The 16,451-nt window shown below is 68.9% G+C and carries 13 protein-coding genes; 6 read left to right on the forward strand and 7 right to left on the reverse strand.

Translation table 11 applies throughout. The features are described from left to right. The first annotated feature begins 36 nt into the window (after positions 1–36). The 4 genes from ACUJB0_RS02910 to ACUJB0_RS02925 are packed head-to-tail and all read left to right on the forward strand — an operon-like array spanning position 37 to position 6,612. Positions 37–1,638 carry a TolC family protein gene (locus ACUJB0_RS02910; protein WP_444843907.1) on the forward strand — a complete coding sequence of 534 codons (1,602 nt, stop codon included), beginning with the start codon at positions 37–39 and terminating at the stop codon, positions 1,636–1,638. Next, positions 1,635–2,708 carry an HlyD family secretion protein gene (locus tag ACUJB0_RS02915; RefSeq protein WP_444843908.1) on the forward strand — a complete coding sequence of 358 codons (1,074 nt, stop codon included), beginning with the start codon at positions 1,635–1,637 and terminating at the stop codon, positions 2,706–2,708. Before ACUJB0_RS02910 ends, ACUJB0_RS02915 begins: the two co-directional genes overlap by 4 nt. Then, entirely contained in the window at positions 2,705–5,470 is a 2,766-nt protein-coding gene (gene rbbA, locus ACUJB0_RS02920; RefSeq protein ID WP_444843909.1) for a ribosome-associated ATPase/putative transporter RbbA, read from the forward strand. Before ACUJB0_RS02915 ends, rbbA begins: the two co-directional genes overlap by 4 nt. Positions 5,471–5,472: 2 nt before the next feature. Then, positions 5,473–6,612, forward strand: coding sequence for an ABC transporter permease (locus tag ACUJB0_RS02925; protein ID WP_444843910.1), 1,140 nt, complete (start codon positions 5,473–5,475; stop codon positions 6,610–6,612). A 6-nt stretch (positions 6,613–6,618) separates the two neighbouring features. Here the strand turns inward: ACUJB0_RS02925 and ACUJB0_RS02930 are convergent, their stop codons facing one another. Then, positions 6,619–7,548, reverse strand: coding sequence for a Gfo/Idh/MocA family protein (locus tag ACUJB0_RS02930; RefSeq protein WP_444843911.1), 930 nt, complete (start codon positions 7,546–7,548; stop codon positions 6,619–6,621). Between the two features lie 155 nt (positions 7,549–7,703). Between ACUJB0_RS02930 and ACUJB0_RS02935 the strand changes: the two genes are divergently transcribed. Further along, entirely contained in the window at positions 7,704–8,801 is a 1,098-nt protein-coding gene (locus tag ACUJB0_RS02935) for an acyl-CoA dehydrogenase family protein (RefSeq protein ID WP_444843912.1), read from the forward strand. A gap of 8 nt (positions 8,802–8,809) precedes the next feature. After that, positions 8,810–9,898, forward strand: coding sequence for a serine hydrolase domain-containing protein (locus ACUJB0_RS02940; protein ID WP_444843913.1), 1,089 nt, complete (start codon positions 8,810–8,812; stop codon positions 9,896–9,898). Here ACUJB0_RS02940 and ACUJB0_RS02945 read toward each other — a convergent pair. From ACUJB0_RS02945 to ACUJB0_RS02970, 6 genes are all read right to left on the reverse strand, one after another. Beyond that, positions 9,878–10,321 (reverse strand): hypothetical protein, encoded by a 444-nt coding sequence (locus ACUJB0_RS02945; RefSeq protein WP_444843914.1) that lies wholly within the window; start codon positions 10,319–10,321, stop codon positions 9,878–9,880. The genes ACUJB0_RS02940 and ACUJB0_RS02945 overlap by 21 nt on opposite strands. A gap of 18 nt (positions 10,322–10,339) precedes the next feature. Beyond that, positions 10,340–11,641: an ATP-binding protein gene (locus ACUJB0_RS02950; RefSeq protein ID WP_444843915.1), complete on the reverse strand. Its 1,302-nt coding sequence runs from the start codon at positions 11,639–11,641 to the stop codon at positions 10,340–10,342. Beyond that, complete coding sequence (locus ACUJB0_RS02955; RefSeq protein ID WP_444843916.1) at positions 11,638–12,300, reverse strand: response regulator; 663 nt, start codon at positions 12,298–12,300, stop codon at positions 11,638–11,640. The genes ACUJB0_RS02950 and ACUJB0_RS02955 overlap by 4 nt, the downstream gene beginning before the upstream one ends. 6 nt (positions 12,301–12,306) lie before the next feature. After that, positions 12,307–13,278, reverse strand: coding sequence for a YncE family protein (locus tag ACUJB0_RS02960; RefSeq protein ID WP_444843917.1), 972 nt, complete (start codon positions 13,276–13,278; stop codon positions 12,307–12,309). Between the two features lie 72 nt (positions 13,279–13,350). Continuing rightward, on the reverse strand, positions 13,351–13,887 hold the full coding sequence (locus ACUJB0_RS02965; protein WP_444843918.1) for a cytochrome b: 537 nt from the start codon (positions 13,885–13,887) through the stop codon (positions 13,351–13,353). Continuing rightward, complete coding sequence (locus tag ACUJB0_RS02970) at positions 13,868–16,417, reverse strand: cation-translocating P-type ATPase (RefSeq protein WP_444843919.1); 2,550 nt, start codon at positions 16,415–16,417, stop codon at positions 13,868–13,870. Before ACUJB0_RS02970 ends, ACUJB0_RS02965 begins: the two co-directional genes overlap by 20 nt. Between the last annotated feature and the right edge of the window lie 34 nt (positions 16,418–16,451).

Here is a 16,451-nt window from a genome sequence, read left to right on the forward strand (position 1 = left end):
TTTCGGCATCACCCTACAATCACCAGGAGTTTGACTATGTTCCAGCCTGCGCCGTTCGCCAGGCCACGCACCGCCGTGAGCGCGGTCGCGCTGGCCGCCGTGCTGTCCGCCGCGACGCTGCTGCCAGGCTGCGGCTCGATGGCGCCGCAGTACGCCCGGCCGCCGCTGCCGGTCGCCGACCGCTACGACGCCCCCGCCGCCACCGGCGCCACCGCCGCGCTGCCCGAATGGCGCGGCTACTTCGCATCGCCAGCGCTGCAGGCGATGATCGTTGAGGCGCTGGCGCAGAACCGCGACCTGCGCATCGCCGTCCTGCGCGTCGAGCAGGCCCGCGCCGCCTACGGCATCGAGCGCGCCAACCGCCTGCCGGTGCTGGCCGCCCAAGCAAGCGGACAGCGCCAGCAGGTGCCGGCCGACCTCAGCCTGACCCGCCACGAAATGATCACCAGCCAGTACCAGGCCGGCCTGGGCGTGAGCGCCTGGGAAATCGACCTGTGGGGCCGCCTGGCCAGCCTGCGCGGTGCAGCCTTGGAAGAGTACCTGGCCAGCGACGCCGCGCGCCGCGCCATCACCATGTCGCTGATCACCCACGTGGCCGAGGGCTACTTCGACGTGCGCGAGATCGACCAGCGCATCGCGCTGGCGCGCCGCACGCTGGCGACGCGGCAGGAAAGCTACCGCATCTTCTCGCGCCGGGTCGCGGTCGGCGCCACCTCGCGCCTGAACCTGACCCAGGTCGAAACCCTGCTGCTGCAAGCACAGGCGCTCGCCAGCCAGCTGGAGCAGGAACGCGACCGCAAGCGCCACGCGCTGCAACTGCTGGTCGGCAGCCCGAACGCGCTGGCGCCGCTGGACGCCGAAGCCGTCAACGCGGCAGGCAACCTGGCCGGCGAACCGGGCGGCGCCTCGCGCGCGAACGTGGCCGGAAAAGCGGCCGCCAACGCGGCGGGCGACTTGCGCGGCAACGCAGGCGGCGGCCTGGCCGACAATCTGGCCGGCGCCCTGCCCGCGCTCGCCCCCGGCCTGCCATCCGCATTGCTGGAGCGCCGCGCCGACATCGTCGCCGCCGAGCACCAGCTGCGCGCGGCCAACGCCAACATCGGCGCCGCCCGCGCCACCTTCTTCCCGCAAGTGACCCTGACCGCCGCGCTGGGCACCGCCAGCGCGGAGCTGGACGGCCTGTTCGCCGGCGGCAGCCGCTCGTGGACCTTCGCCCCCAGCATCACGCTGCCGCTGTTCGACGGCGACCGCCGCCGGCAAAACCTGACGCTGGCCGAAGCGCGCCGCGACAGCGCCATCGCCAACTACGAGAAGACCATCCAGGGCGCCTTCCGCGACGTGGCCGACGCGCTCTCCGCGCAAACCTGGCTGACCGCGCAGGTGGGCATCGCCGAACGGACCCTGCAAGTACAACGCGAACGCGCCCGCCTGTCCCAGCTGCGCTACGACAGCGGCGCCGCGCCCTTCCTCGACGTGCTCGACGCCCAGCGCGACCTGCTCAGCGCCGAACAGCAGCTGATCCAGCTGCGCCGCGCCCTGCTGGGCGCCGGCATCGCCCTGTACAGCGCGCTCGGCGGCGACCCCGTGCTGGCCGCCCCGCCGCTCGCTTCCATTGACCTTCCCCTGACCCGCATATGACCCCAGACCTGACACGCAAACTCGCCGCGGCCGCCGTCGGCGCCGCCCTGCTGGCCGGCGCCGGCTACGCCTGGTACCGCATGCACCCGACCGGCCCCGGCCCCGAATTCACCAGCGGTAACGGCCGCATCGAGGCGACCGAGATCGACGTCGCCGCCAAGCTGCCCGGCCGCCTGCAGGACATCGCCGTCAACGAAGGCGACTTCGTCACCGCCGGCCAGGTGCTGGCCCACATGCAGGCCACCTCGCTGCAAGCCCAGCGCGACGAAGCCGCCGCCCGCCAGGCGCAGGCGCAAACCGCCGTCGCCAGCGCCGACGCCATGGTCGCCATGCGCCAGAGCGACTACCAGGCCGCGCAGGCGCTGGTGGTGCAGCGCGAAAGCGAACTCGATGCCGCCCAGCGCCGTCTCAAGCGCTCCGAAAAACTGGTGCTCGAAGGCGCCTCGTCCGAACAGGAACTGGACGACGACCGCGCCCGAGTGCGCGCCACCAGCGCCGTGATCCGCGCCGCCCGCGCGCAAGTGGAAGCGGCCAGCAGCGCCGTCGAAGCCGCGCGCACCCAGGTGGCAGGCGCCCGCGCCTCGGTCACCGCCGCCAAGGCCACCGTCGACCGCATCGACGTCGACCTGGCCGACAGCGCCCTGACCGCACCACGCGCCGGCCGCGTGCAATACCGCATCGCGCAGGCGGGCGAAGTGCTGGGCAGCGGCGGCAAGGTGCTCAACCTGGTCGACCTGGCCGACGTCTACATGACCTTCTTCGTGCCCGAGCAGGCCGCAGGCAAGCTGGCGCTGGGCGCGCCGGTGCGCGTGATCCTCGACGCCGCGCCGCAGTACGTGCTGCCGGCGCGCGTCTCCTTCGTCGCCAGCACCGCGCAGTTCACGCCGAAGACCGTGGAGACCACCAGCGAGCGCCAGAAGCTGATGTTCCGCGTCAAGGCGCAGATCGATCCGGCGCTGCTGCAAAAGCATATGAAACTGGTCAAGACCGGCCTTCCCGGCGTGGCCTGGGTGCAGCTTGACGCCCGCACGCCATGGCCGGCCAACCTGGAAATCAAGGTGCCGCAATGAGCGACGCAAGCGCAGCCGGCGTGGCCGCGCTGCGTGGAGTGACACTGCAATACGGCGACACCCGCGCCCTGCAGGCGATCGACCTCGATCTGCCGGCCGGCCGCATGATCGGCATGATCGGGCCGGATGGCGTCGGCAAATCCAGCCTGCTGTCGCTGGTGGCCGGCGCGCGCGCCGTGCAGCAAGGCAGCGTGACGGTGCTCGGCGGCGACATGCGCAGCAAGCGCCATCGCGACGACGTCTGCCCGCGCATCGCCTACATGCCGCAGGGCCTGGGCCGCAACCTGTATCCGACGCTGTCGGTGGAAGAGAACCTGCAATTCTTCGGCCGCCTGTTCGGCCACGACGCGGCCAGCCGCCGGCGCCGCATCGACGAGCTGACCGCCAGCACCGGCCTGGCGCCGTTCCTGCAACGGCCGGCCGGCAAACTGTCCGGCGGCATGAAGCAGAAGCTGGGCCTGTGCTGCGCGCTGATCCACGATCCCGACCTGCTAATCCTCGACGAACCGACCACCGGCGTCGACCCGCTGTCGCGCGCGCAGTTCTGGGACTTGATCGCCCACATCCGCCGCCAGCGTCCCGGCATGAGCGTGGTGGTGGCCACCGCCTACATGGAGGAAGCCGACCGCTTCGACTGGCTGGTGGCGATGGACGGCGGCCAGGTGCTGGCCACCGGCACGCCGCAGGAGCTGCGCGCCCGCACCGGCACCACCACGCTGGAGCAAGCCTTCATCGCGCTGCTGCCGGCCGAGAAGCGTGGCGACCATCACGCGGTGACCGTGCCGCCGTTCCAGCCGTCCGAGGGCAACGACAGCATCGCCATCGAAGCCCAGGGCCTGACGATGAGGTTCGGCGATTTCACCGCGGTCGACCATGTGGACTTCCGCATCCGCCGTGGCGAGATCTTCGGTTTCCTCGGCTCGAACGGCTGCGGCAAATCGACCACCATGAAAATGCTCACCGGCCTGTTGCCGGCCACCGAGGGCAGCGCGCTGCTGTTCGGCAGTGAGGTCGATGCCGGCGACATGGCCACCCGTCGCCGCGTGGGCTACATGTCGCAGGCGTTCTCGCTGTACGGCGAGCTGACGGTGGCGCAGAACCTGGTGCTGCACGCCCGCATGTTCAGCGTGCCGGAGGCCGAGATCGAAGGCCGCGTGGCCGATATGGCGCGCCGCTTCGGCCTCGACACCGCGCTGGACTCCCTGCCCGAGCAGCTGCCGCTGGGCGTGCGCCAGCGCCTGTCGCTGGCGGTGGCCATGGTGCACAAGCCGGAGCTGCTGATCCTCGACGAGCCGACCTCCGGCGTCGATCCGGTGGCGCGCGACATGTTCTGGCGCCTGATGATCGACCTGGCCCGCAACGACCAGGTCACCATCTTCATCTCCACCCACTTCATGAACGAGGCCGAGCGCTGCGACCGCATCTCGCTGATGCACGCCGGCCGCGTGCTGGTGAGCGCCGCGCCGGCCGCGCTGCCGGCCATGCGCGGCGTCGACACGCTGGAACAAGCCTTCATCGCCTACCTGGAGGAAGCCGCCGGCGAAACCGCGCCGCCCGCCGCAACCGCCCCGGCCGCCGCCGACGCGGCGCCAGCACCATCATCCCCCCCATCCGCCGGTCCGCCGCGCACGCGCTGGCGCGGCGCCCTGCAACGGGGCTTCAGCTACACCCTGCGCGAAACGCTGGAACTGCGCCGCGACCCGGTGCGCGCCACGCTCGCGCTGCTGGGCACCGCCATCCTGATGTTCATCATCGGCTACGGCATCAACATGGACGTGGAAAACCTGTCCTACGCCGTGCTGGACCGCGACCAGAGCGGATTAAGCCAGAACTACGCGCTCAACCTGTCCGGCTCGCGCTACTTCATCGAACGCGCCCCGATCGCCGACTACAACGACCTGGACCGCCGCATGCGCAGCGGCGAACTGGCGCTGGCGATCGAGATCCCGCCCGGCTTCGGCCGCGACCTGCAACGCGGCGCGCCGGTCACGGTGGGCGCCTGGGTCGACGGCGCCATGCCGATGCGCGCCGAGACCACGCGCGGCTACGTCCAGGCCATGCACATGGGCTGGCTGGCCGACATGGCGCAGCACCGGCTGGGCATGAAGCTGGCCGGCGCCGGCACGCTGGAAACGCGCTACCGCTACAACCCCGACGTCAAGAGCCTGCCGGCCATGATCCCGGCCGTGATCCCGATGCTGCTGATGATGATCCCCGCCATGCTCAGCGCCCTGTCGGTGGTGCGCGAGAAGGAACTCGGCTCCATCCTCAACCTGTACGTGACGCCCGTGACGCGACTCGAATTCTTGCTCGGCAAGCAGATCCCCTACATCGCGCTGGGCATGCTGAACTTCGTGCTGCTGACCATCCTGGCCGCCACCGTGTTCGGCGTGCCGGTCAAAGGCAGCCTGCTGGCGCTGACGCTGGCCGCGCTGATCTACGTGATCTGCTCGACGGGCCTGGGCCTGCTGGTGTCCACCTTCACGCGCAGCCAGATCGCCGCGCTGTTCGTGACCATGATCGGCACCATCATCCCCTGCGTGCAGTTCGCAGGCCTGTTAAACCCGGTGTCCGGCCTGTCCGGCGCCGGCGCGCTGATCGGGCGCATCTACCCCGCCACCCATTTCCTCACCATCAGCCGGGGCGTGTTCAGCAAGGCGCTCGGATTGAATGAACTGGGCGGCTCAATGTGGCCTCTGCTGCTGGCGGTGCCGGTGATCCTGACCGCATCGGCACTGCTGCTGGACAAACAGGAGCGATGACCATGCGCGTACCATTGAACACCCGCCTGGCCCACATCTACCGGCTTGGCATCAAGGAGCTGTGGAGCCTACTGCGCGATCCCGCCATGCTGGTGCTGATCGTCTACACCTTCACGCTGTCGATCTACGTGGCCGCCACGGCGATGCCGGAAAGCCTGCACAACGCCGCCATCGCGATCGTCGACCTGGACGGCTCGCCGCTGTCGGCGCGGATCACGGCCGGCTTCTATCCGCCGCACTTCCACACGCCGTCGGTGGTGAACGCCACCCAGGCCGACGCGGGGCTCGACAACGGCGACTACACCTTCGTGCTGTCCATCCCGCCCGGCTACCAGCGCGACACGCTGGCCGGCCGCTCGCCGTCCATCCAGCTCAACATCGACGCCACGCGCATGAGCCAGGCCTTCACCGGCAACGGCTACATCCAGCAGATCGTCAGCGCCGAGGTGGGCGACTTCCTGCGCCGCCAGCAGCAGGCCGCCGCGCCGCCGGTCGACCTGGACCTGCGGATGCGCTTCAATCCCAACCTGGAGCAATCGTGGTTTGGCTCGCTGATGGAGATCATCAACAATGTCACCATGCTGTCCATCATCCTGACCGGCGCCGCGCTGATACGCGAGCGCGAACATGGCACCATCGAGCATCTGCTGGTGATGCCGGTGACGCCGATGGAGATCATGCTGGCCAAGGTGTGGTCGATGGGGTCGGTGGTGGTGCTGGCGGCGCTGTCGTCGCTGCTGTTCATCGTGCAGGGCGCGCTGCACGTGCCGATCACCGGCTCGATCTCGCTGTTCGTGCTGGTGACGGCGCTGCACCTGTTCGCCACCACCTCGATGGGGATCTTCCTCGCCACGCTGGCGCGCAGCATGCCGCAGTTCGGCATGCTGCTGGTGCTGGTGCTGCTGCCGCTGCAACTGCTGTCGGGCGGCTCGACGCCGCGCGAAAGCATGCCCGTACTGGTGCAGGACATCATGCTGGCCGCGCCGACCACGCACTTCGTCGCCGCCGCCCAGGCCATTTTGTACCGGGGCGCGGGGCTGTCCGTGATCTGGCCGCAGATGCTGGCGCTGGTGGCGATCGGCGCGGTGCTGTTCGCCACCTCGCTGCGGCGCTTCCGCAAGACCATCGGGCAGATGGCCTGACGCGGATCAGTCGTGGAAGGCGTCGACCACCTTGCGCTGGCCGAGCATGAAGGCGTCGGCCACGTGACGCAGCGGGGCCACGTCCACATCCGAGCGGCCGGCGCGGACCAACTCGGCGAAGCGGCGGTACAGCGACGGGTACTCGGCCTCTTTTTCCAGCGGCTGCTCGACGCCATGCACCCACAGGCGCGCGCCGCCGTCGCTCAGTTTCAGCTCGCCGTCGGCGGTCTGCACGACGATATCCCAGCTTTGCTTGCCGGTCTGGCGCCAGTCGAAACTGGCCTGCACCGGCATGCCGGCGCCGTCCTGGAACTGCAGCTCGGCGCCGATCGGCGCATCACGGTTCTCCGGGAACTCCAGCGCGGCGCGGTTCAGGAAGATCGGCGCCGGCAGGATTTCGGTGACGATGGACAGCGCGTTAATGCCCGGATCGAACACACCCAAACCGCCCGCCTGCCAGATCCATTCCTGGTTCGGGTGCCACTGGCGCACGTCTTCCTTCCAGATCACCTGCATCGCGGTCGGCGCGTGGGCGGCCAGATAGGCCTTGGCCGGCTGCACGCCTGGCGCGTAGCGCGAATGCCAGCTGGTGAACAGCGTCAGGCCACGGGCGGCGGCCAGCGCCTCCAGATCGGCCACTTCGGACAGCGTGGCGCCGGGCGGCTTCTCCAGGAACACGTGCTTGCCGGCCAACAGCGCGGCGCGCGCGGCCTGGTAGCGGTACTGGGGCGGCATGCACAGCGACACGGCGTCGATCTCCGGCACGGCCGCCAGCATCGCCTCGATGGAGGTGAAACCGGGCAGTCCCTCGACGGTGTTATGCCGGCTGGCCGAGGCCACCAGCTGGAAATCCGGGTTCGCCGCGACGGCGGGCAAGTGCTGGTCGTGGACGATCTTGCCGACACCTACGATCGCAAGTTTAATTGCTGACATCATCTGACTTTCAAAGAGTGGGAATTGTGCGCCCCCATGCTACGACGAACGATGCCGGCAAATCCAATCAATTTTGTCGCTCAAGACATACCGAAATGGCATGTCGAAGCCAAATAAGTGCGAAAATGCCGGGCTTTGCTACTTCTAAAAGATACAGCATGACCGATCCCCTGCTCGCGCGCGATGCGCGCCGTATCGAACGCTACGCGGCCATGGCCGATGCAGCCCGTTTCCTGCACCCGGTCCAGCAAGCCTTGCTGCACCGGCGCGGCTGGCTCAGGATGCTGGCGCCGCGCGCCAGCGGCGGGGCCGAGCTGCCGTTGCCGCAGGCGGTGCGGCTGGAGGAAGCAGTGGCCGCCATCGACGGCAGCATGGGCTGGGTGCTCACGCTGTGCGCCGGCGCCGGATGGTTCGCCGGCTTCCTGCCGCCGGCACTGGCGCGCGACATCATCGGCGGCAAGCGCGTGTGCCTCGGCGGCAGCGGAGCGCCGACCGGCTACGCCGACCAGGACGGCGATGGGGAAGCCGCGGGGTTCCGCATCACCGGCCGCTGGGACTACGCCAGCGGCGCGCCGGTGGCCACCCATTTCACCCTGAACGCGGTGCTGCGCGCCGACGGTCAGCCGCTGCTGGACGAACATGGCGCGCCGCGCATCCGCGCCTTCCTCGTGCCGGCGGAGCTGGTGCAGATCGTGCCGTCGTGGGCCAGCATCGGCCTGCGCGCCAGCGCCTCGCACAGCTACCGCATCGACGGCGCCTGGATCGGCAAGGATCATGGCTTCACCATCAGCCCCGCCGCCGCCACGGCGGACGGGCCGCTGTATCGCTTTCCGTTTTATTCGCTGGCCTTCGTCACGCTGGCGGCCAACGTGGCGGGGATGGCAAGCCACTTCCTGCAACTGGCGCGGCCCTGCATGAGCCGCCGCCGGCATGCCATCAAAGGCCTGCCGCTGCTGGAAGTGCCCGAGGTGGCGGCGCTGGTGCGCGCCAAGGAGCAGGTTCACGCCGCGGCGCGCGCGCACTTCTACCACGTGCTCGATCGCAGCTGGGCGATGGTGGAAGACGGCAAAACGCTGGCCGACGGCGACCTGCACGCGCTGCAGGCCAGTTCACTGGCGCTGGTCGCCGCCTCGCGCGCGGCGGTCGATGAGCTGTACCCATACTGCGGCCTGTACGCCGCCCACGAGGACAGCGCCATCAACCGGGTCTGGCGCGACTTCCACACCGCCAGCCAGCACTCGCTGCTGCTGCCTTAGGAACGGCCATGCGATCGTCGGGATTCCTGCTGTTGGCGCTGTGCGCCGGAGCGTCAGCCTCCACGCCGGGCGCACACTGGAGCGCCATGCCCGCGCAAAGCCAGGCCTGTCGCGCGGGACTGGCGCAGGCGCAGGACTATCTGAAAACGCTGGCCAGCACGTCGATGCTGGCGGTGCGCGACGGCCAGGTGCTGGCCAGCTATGGGCCGGTCGAACAATCCAATCAAGTCTACTCGGTCCGCAAGAGCATACTGGCCATGATGTACGGCCCTTACGTCGCCGACGGCACGATCGCGCTGGACCGCAGCCTGGCGTCGCTGGACATCGACGACGTCGGCGGCCTGCTGCCGCTGGAGCGCACGGCCACCGTCGGCGACCTGCTGGCGGCGCGCTCCGGCGTCTATCATGTCGCCGCCAATCCCGGCGACGACGCCGACGCCGCGCCACCTCGCGGCTCGCAAAAGCCGGGGGCCTACTTCTTGTACAACAACTGGGACTTCAATGCGGCCGGCACCGTGTACGAGCAGCTGACAAGGCGCGACATCTATCGCAGCTTCGCCAGCGATCTGGCCCAGCCTTTGCAGATGGAGGACTTCCGGCTCTCGCAGCAGCACCGCGCCGGCGATCCCGCGCGCTCGCGCCACCTGGCCTATCACTTCCATTTGTCGACACGCGACATGGCCCGCCTCGGCCAACTGATGCTGCAGCGAGGCAGCTGGAACGGCCGCCAATTGCTGCCGGCCGACTGGCTCGCCCGCATCACGACGCCGTTCACGCGCGCGGCAGACATGCATCCGCCCTCCACCGCGCGCCGCCAGCTTGACTACGGCCTGCTGTGGTGGATACCGTCGCTGCCGGCTGGCTCGCCGCTGACCGGCTCCTACATGGCGTGGGGCTACTACGGTCAATACATTCTGGTCGTCCCGTCGCAAAACATGGTGATCAGCCACCAGCGCGTGGTCGACGCGGCGACGGCGAAGACCGCACGCAAAGTCACCCCCGCCGAGTTCCCGCACCTGGCCGAGCTGCTGGTGCGTGCGCCCTGCGTATCAGCCGACCCGATGCCGGCGACGCCGTCAGGCCAGCAGCACGAGTAGCGCCGGCAGCGCCATGCCGCCCGCCAGCGCAAAGCCGGCCGACCGGCGGCTGCGCGGATTGGTGAACGCGATATACAATCCCGCCAGCGACGACAGGCACAAGCCGACCGCCAGCGCGACCACGAACAGTTTCAATGGCATGTTGACGTGTTCCTCCGGCGCGGCGGCGCGCGCTGGCGCGGCCGGAGCAGCTGCGGCCGGCGCAGGCGCAGCGGCGGGCGCCTTCGGCTTGGGTGGCTCATACACCTCCTGATCCTTGTGCAGCGTGGCCATGGCCGCGATCCACGGATAGGTCGGCGGATCGCCGCGATGCGCGCCCTTGTGCAGGTCGAAGGCTTGCAGCGCCCCGGAGAGGGCAAAGAACACAATGGCCGGCGTGAAGAAGACGCCGAGGTAGCGGTGCAGCTGTCGTAATGTAAGCATATCCTTATCCTTGTTAAATCAAGCCGTTGGCAAATACACTGTGACCACCAAGCCAACGCCGTCGTTACTGGTCAATTCAATTTCGGCGCCATGGCCTTCCACCACGTTCTTGACGATGGAGAGGCCAAGGCCGCAACCCCAGACCGCGTTGCCGTCCGGCCGGTAGAAGCGGTCGAACAACCTCGCGCGTTCCGCCTCCGGCACGCCGGGCCCGTTGTCGGCCACCCGCAAATACGCCATGCCGCGCTCCATGCCGGCCGATACATCAACTTGCCCGCCGGCCTGCGTGTAGCGCACCGCGTTGTCGACCAGGTTACTGAGCATGACGGACAGGCCTTCCGGATGCACGGGCACCCACAGCGGTTCGCCGCCGCCCGTCACACCCAGATCGATGCCCCGGCTCTCGGCCAGGATGCTGTGATCCGCGACCACCTGCCGCGCCAGCGCCAGCAGGTCGGTCCGCACCAGCGCCGGCCGCGTGTGATGCTGCTCGTGGCGGGCCAGCGTCAGTAGCTGATGCACCAGATGCGTGGAGCGGTCCAGCCGTTCATGCAGCCGCTGGAACGAAACCTCGCGCTGCTCGTCGCTGCCGGCCCGCTCGGCCAGTTGCAACTGGAGCTTGAGCGCCGTCAGCGGCGAGCGCAGTTCGTGCGCGGCGTCGGCGACGAAGCTGCGCTGCGCCGCCATCGCGCTGTCGATCTTGCCCAGCAGGCCGTTGAGCGCGACGACAATCGGCATCAACTCCGGCGGCATGCCGGCGGTCTCCAAAGGCTGCAGCGATCCAGGCGAGCGGCCATGCACAGCCTGCGCGACCTGTTCCAATGGCCGCAGCGCCAAGCCGACCACGATCCAGATCAGCGCCCCCAACGCCGGCAACAGCGCCAACAACGGCGGCACGATGCGCAGCGCCATGTGCGCCGCGATACGCTCCCGCATCGCGAACGGCTGGGCGATCTGCATGTAATAGTCCGCCCGCTGTTCGCCATACACGCGCCAACGCTCGCCCCGATGAGTGATGGCGCCATACCCCGCCAGCGACTGCCTCGGCAAGGCCTGCGACAGCTCCGACACATACGCCACGCGGCCGGCGGCGTCCCACACCTGCACCAGCACCGCGTCGTCCAGGTCGGCGTCCTTGGGCACCTGGACGCCGTCGCCCAAATGCGGCGGCAAGGCCCACGCCACTTCGCGCAGGCGCAGGTCCGATTGTTCATCGGCTTCGTGATTGGCCCGCTGGAACAGCAGCAGCCCGGCGACCAGCGTGCAGCAGAGGGTACCGAACAGCAGCCCGGCCAACAAACGCGCGCGGATCGACTTCATGTCAGGCTGGCCAGTTTGTAGCCGACGCCGCGCACATTCTTGATAAACTCGCTGCCCAGCTTCTTGCGCAGGTGATGGATGTAGACGTCGATGGTATTGCTCTCGATTTCCTCTCCCCAGCCGTAGATCTTCTCCTCCAGCTGGGCCTTGGACACCACGCTGCCCGGCACATCGAGCAGCGCGCGCAACAAGGCGAATTCGCGCGACGACAGGTGCAGGGCCACGCCGTTGAGCGTGGCCTCGTGCGCCGCCAGGTTCACGCTCAAGGCGCCATGCGTCACCAGCGAATGATGATGGCCGCCGCGCCGGCGCAACACGGCGCGGATGCGGGCCAGCAGTTCATCGAGATCGAAGGGCTTGACCAGGTAATCATCGGCGCCCGCATCGAGGCCCTCGACGCGGGAGGCGGTGGCGTCGCGTGCCGTGACGATCAGCACCGGCGTCTGGCCGCCCTGCGCGCGCAGGCGCCGCAGCACGTCCATGCCCTGCCGCCCGGGCAGCCCCAGGTCCAGTATCAGCAGGTCGTAGATATCCTGGCGCATCGACAGTTCGGCCGCCACGCCATCCCGCACCCAGTCGACCGCATACCGTTCGCCGCGCAGGGCCTCCAGCATGCTCTCGCCGATCATCGGGTCATCTTCTATCAACAACAGTCGCATGGTCGCTCAGGGTGTGGCCACGATGACCGTGAAGTGTTTATCGACCACGGTCGGCAGATACACCGCGCCGCCGTCGTGATCCATGGCCATGGTGCGCGCGCCCTTCTCGGTGCGCAGCGTTACCGCCTTCGCATAGTGGTCGGCGTCGTCCTGATGGATCATGCTCAGCGTGCCGTCGCCGTTGGAGGAAAACACGGTGGCGCTGGCGGCGTCGAACACCACCGCGTCGGAACCCTTGCCGATGGCGGCGCGCGCCACCGACTTGCCGCTGCCGGCGTCGGTCACCGCCAGCACGCCGTTCTGGCAGGCCGAGAACAGGCGACGGTGCGCGGCGTCCAGCGCGAGGCCGGTGGGTTCCTCGCAGCCGGCCAGCGGCCAGCGCCCCACCTGACGGTCGGTGGCGATGTCGATCACCGCGATTTCGCCCTTGTCCTCGATGTTGACGTAAATGCGCTTGCCGTCGGTGACCGCGAACTCCGGCTTGCCGCCCACCTCGATCGTGGCCTTGGGTGCCATGCTGGCGGCGTCGAACACCGAGACATTGTTGGTCTTGCCGTTGAAGGTGTAAAGCTTCCCGCTGCCTTCCTCGAACAGGATGGCGTCCGGATTCTGGCCCGAGACCTTCACCTCCTGGCGCGTCTGCAGCGTCGCCAGGTCGAACACGACGACGCTGTTGTTACCGCCGCTGCTGGCGAAACCCAGGTTCAGCTTCTGCGCGAGCGCCACGCCGTGCGCGCGCTGCAGCCCGCCGATCTGGCCGACCACTTTGCCCGAGGGCAGATCAAGCACCTGCACACGGTCGCCGCGCGTCACGAACAATCGATGGCGCACCGGATCGACCTCCAGGTAATCCCAGCGGCCCGCCTGGTCCAGCGTCCAGGTCTGGCGCACCGCGTAGTCGGCCGCTTGCGCGGCAGGCAGCGGCGCCGCCAGCATCAGGCCCAAAGACAGCAACGTGCTCGATATCGTCGTTTTCATCGCTTTTAGCAGAAGTGAGTGAGAACCGCAGTGTATGCGGTTCTTCATTAAACGACTATTAACGTCGCTCGCTCAGAACCAGATCCGGCGAAAGACCCCGTCCTTGTCGACCAACAGGTGCTTGAGGCCCGCCAGCACATGCAGGACGATCAACGCTGTCATGACGACCGCCAGCCCGGAATGGACATCGAAGAACTGCTCGGCCACGTCATGGTCCGGCGCGAACCAGACCGGGAAAGCGGCGCCGAACAACGCCACACCACGCTTGGTATGGGCCGCGCCGAGAAAGCCGATCACCGGCATGGCGAACATGCAGGCATACAGCAGCCATTGGGTCAGGCTGGAGACAGTTCTCTGCCAACCAGGCACGCTGGCCGGCAGCGGCGCCGGCTTGTGCGTGAGCCGCCAGCACAGGCGAATCAGCAGCAAGGCAAACAGCACCAGGCCGAACGACTTGTGCTGGTCGAAGTACCAGCCGCTTCCCGGCTGGTCTTCGATGGCCATCATGTACCAGCCGACGCCCAACAGGCCGACGATCAAGGCCGCGGACAGCCAATGCAGCCAGACCGCCAGCCGCCCGTACCGCCACTCATTCAATTGATCGTTCATTTGATTTTCCTTTCCATTTAACGAACTCGAACCATGCCACGCTCAGCGCGGCGACCAAAACCGACAACGCCAGCGGCACCGCGCCAGGTAGCGCGAAGGCAAACAGCGCGCGAACCGGCGCCACGGCCAGCACCAGCGCCAGCAACAACAACGTCGACACGGCGATCCAGGCGAAGGAGCGGTTCGGCGCCGCGCGCCGTCCCCGCGCGGCAGGCATCCAGCTGCGGTTGGCGTGGATCAGCCCAAGGTTGGCCAGGATCAGCGCGAGGAAGGTCGTGGTGCGGACGCTCGCCTCGGACTGGCCCGACCACGCGGCCAGCAGGTGGTGGCCGATCAGGATCATCAGCAGGCCGCTCCCTTGCAGCAGGCCGCGCACCAGGATCTCGCGGTCGAACAGATGCTGGCCAGGGCTGCGTGGTTTGGCGAACATCGCGCCGGCCTCGATCGGCTCGGCCTCGAACACGATGGAACACGCGGGATCGATCACCAGCTGCAGGAACAGGATGTGCACCGGCATCAGCAGGATCGGCCATCCCAGCAGCACCGGCAGGATCGACAGGCCCACGATCGGCACGTGCACCGCGACGATGAACACGATCGCCTTGCGCAGGTTGGCGAACAGGCGCCGGCCGTGGCGCACCGCCAGCAACAGCGACGAAAAATCATCCTTGAGCAGCACCAGCGCCGCCGCCTCGCGCGCGACGTCGCTGCCGCGCGCGCCCATCGCCACGCCGATGCTGGCCGCCTTCAGCGCCGGCGCGTCGTTGACGCCGTCGCCGGTCATGGCGACGATGTCACCCCGGCCGCGGAAGGCCTGCACCAGCCGCAGCTTCTGCTCCGGCGAGATCCGGCAGAACACCCCGGTGGCGGGCAGCCGCGCCAGCAGCGCCGCGTCGTCCAGCGCGCCCAGCTCCTCGCCGGACAGCAGCCCGACACCGGGACCGGCGATGCCCGCCTGCCGCGCGATCGCCAGCGCCGTGGCGGGATGGTCGCCGGTGATCATCACCACACGCATGCCCGCCGCCTGGCATTCCGCCACCGCCTGCGGCACTTCGGGCCGCACCGGATCCTCCAGCGCCACCAGGCCGAGGAACACGAAATCGAAATCATGCTGGCTGTCCGGCAGGCGCACCGCCGGGAAGCTGGCGCTGGCGACGGCGATCACGCGCAGGCCGCTGTCGGCCATCGCCGCCACCTGCGCCGCGATGGCGGCGGCGCGTTCCGGCGCCATGTGGCACAGGTCGACGATGGCCTCCGGCGCGCCCTTGGCGGCGACCAGGTAGGCCGAATGGTCCGGCGAGCGCCACACCCGCGACATCGCCAGCATCTGGCGCGACAGGGGGTAGTCGTCGATCAGCGTCCAGTCGGCGTGCAGGTGTTCGGTGTTGGCCAGCAGGCGCGCGCCGGCCTCGCCGATGGCGGACTCCATCGGATCGAAGGCGCGCCGATGGCTGGCCAGCACCGCGTATTCGAGCAGGCCGTGCAGCTCTTCCTGCAAGGGCTCCGGGTTCGCCGGCTGGCAGGCGTAGCCGCCCTGCTCCGACCACAGTTGCGCGACCCGCATGCGGTTGACGGTCAGCGTGCCGGTCTTGTCGACGCACAGCACGCTGGTCGCGCCCAGCAGCTCGATGGCCGGGATGCTGCGCGCCAGCACCTGTTCGCGCCCCAGCCGCCGCGCGCCCAGGCCCAGGAACAGCGTCAGGATGACCGGCAATTCCTCCGGCAGAATCGCCATGGCCAGCGTCAGCCCGGCCAGCAAGCCTTGCAGCCAGTCGCCGCGCAGCCACCAGTGGGCGAACGCCAGGCCGGCGGCCAGGCACAGGCCGGCCACGGCGACCGTCTTGACCACGCGCCCGGTCTCCACCTGGATCGGCGTCAGCTCGCCGCCCAGCGTCGCCAGCGACACGCCGATGCGTCCCAGCGCGCTGCGCGGTCCGGTCGCCACCACCACCCCGCTGGCCGTCCCCTGCGTCACCAGCGTGCCGGAGTAGACCCGGCTGTCGACCTCGCCCGCGCCTTCCGCCGCCGCATGCTTGGTGACCGGCACCGACTCGCCGGTGAGCATCGATTCGTCTACCGTCAGGTTGGAGGCGGCCGTCAGTTCCATGTCGGCCGGCACGCGGTCGCCCTCGGCCAGCAGCACCAGGTCGCCCGCCACCAGCTCGCTGCCGGCGACGCGCTCCTGCCGGCCGTCCCGCACCACCAGCGCGCGCGGGCAGGACAGGTCGCGCAAGGCCTCGAGCGAGCGTTCGGTGCGCCGCTGTTGCAAAAATGTCATGACAATGACGACCAGCACGAACCCCAGCAACATGAAGGCCTCGGCCCGGTCGCCGATGGCCAGGTAGACCGCGCCGCAAGCCACCAGCAGCAGGAACATTGGCTCGGAAACCACGTCCACCAGCAGGCGCCACGCGCCGAGCGGGCGCGACGCCGGCAGCTGGTTCGGGCCGTCGGCCAGCAGCCTGGCCGCCACCTCCGCAGCGGTGAGTCCTTGATCGTTCATGCAAGCATCCCTGTTCAGCGACCGCACCAGCGTAGCACACGTTCGCGCCGCGCTGGGGTGG

The sequence above is a fragment of the Duganella caerulea genome, assembly GCF_040362985.1.
GTDB classification, from domain to species: Bacteria; Pseudomonadota; Gammaproteobacteria; order Burkholderiales; family Burkholderiaceae_D; genus Rugamonas; species Rugamonas vulcania.

Excerpts from the sequence above, each read along its gene's own strand:
- ACUJB0_RS02910 (WP_444843907.1), top strand. The coding sequence starts at position 37 with ATGTTCCAGCCTGCGCCGTTCGCCAGGCCACGCACCGCCGTGAGCGCG.
- ACUJB0_RS02915 (WP_444843908.1), top strand. The coding sequence starts at position 1,635 with ATGACCCCAGACCTGACACGCAAACTCGCCGCGGCCGCCGTCGGCGCC.
- rbbA (WP_444843909.1), top strand. The coding sequence starts at position 2,705 with ATGAGCGACGCAAGCGCAGCCGGCGTGGCCGCGCTGCGTGGAGTGACA.
- ACUJB0_RS02925 (WP_444843910.1), top strand. The coding sequence starts at position 5,473 with ATGCGCGTACCATTGAACACCCGCCTGGCCCACATCTACCGGCTTGGC.
- ACUJB0_RS02930 (WP_444843911.1), bottom strand. The coding sequence starts at position 7,548 with ATGATGTCAGCAATTAAACTTGCGATCGTAGGTGTCGGCAAGATCGTC.
- ACUJB0_RS02935 (WP_444843912.1), top strand. The coding sequence starts at position 7,704 with ATGACCGATCCCCTGCTCGCGCGCGATGCGCGCCGTATCGAACGCTAC.
- ACUJB0_RS02940 (WP_444843913.1), top strand. The coding sequence starts at position 8,810 with ATGCGATCGTCGGGATTCCTGCTGTTGGCGCTGTGCGCCGGAGCGTCA.
- ACUJB0_RS02945 (WP_444843914.1), bottom strand. The coding sequence starts at position 10,321 with ATGCTTACATTACGACAGCTGCACCGCTACCTCGGCGTCTTCTTCACG.
- ACUJB0_RS02950 (WP_444843915.1), bottom strand. The coding sequence starts at position 11,641 with ATGAAGTCGATCCGCGCGCGTTTGTTGGCCGGGCTGCTGTTCGGTACC.
- ACUJB0_RS02955 (WP_444843916.1), bottom strand. The coding sequence starts at position 12,300 with ATGCGACTGTTGTTGATAGAAGATGACCCGATGATCGGCGAGAGCATG.
- ACUJB0_RS02960 (WP_444843917.1), bottom strand. The coding sequence starts at position 13,278 with ATGAAAACGACGATATCGAGCACGTTGCTGTCTTTGGGCCTGATGCTG.
- ACUJB0_RS02965 (WP_444843918.1), bottom strand. The coding sequence starts at position 13,887 with ATGAACGATCAATTGAATGAGTGGCGGTACGGGCGGCTGGCGGTCTGG.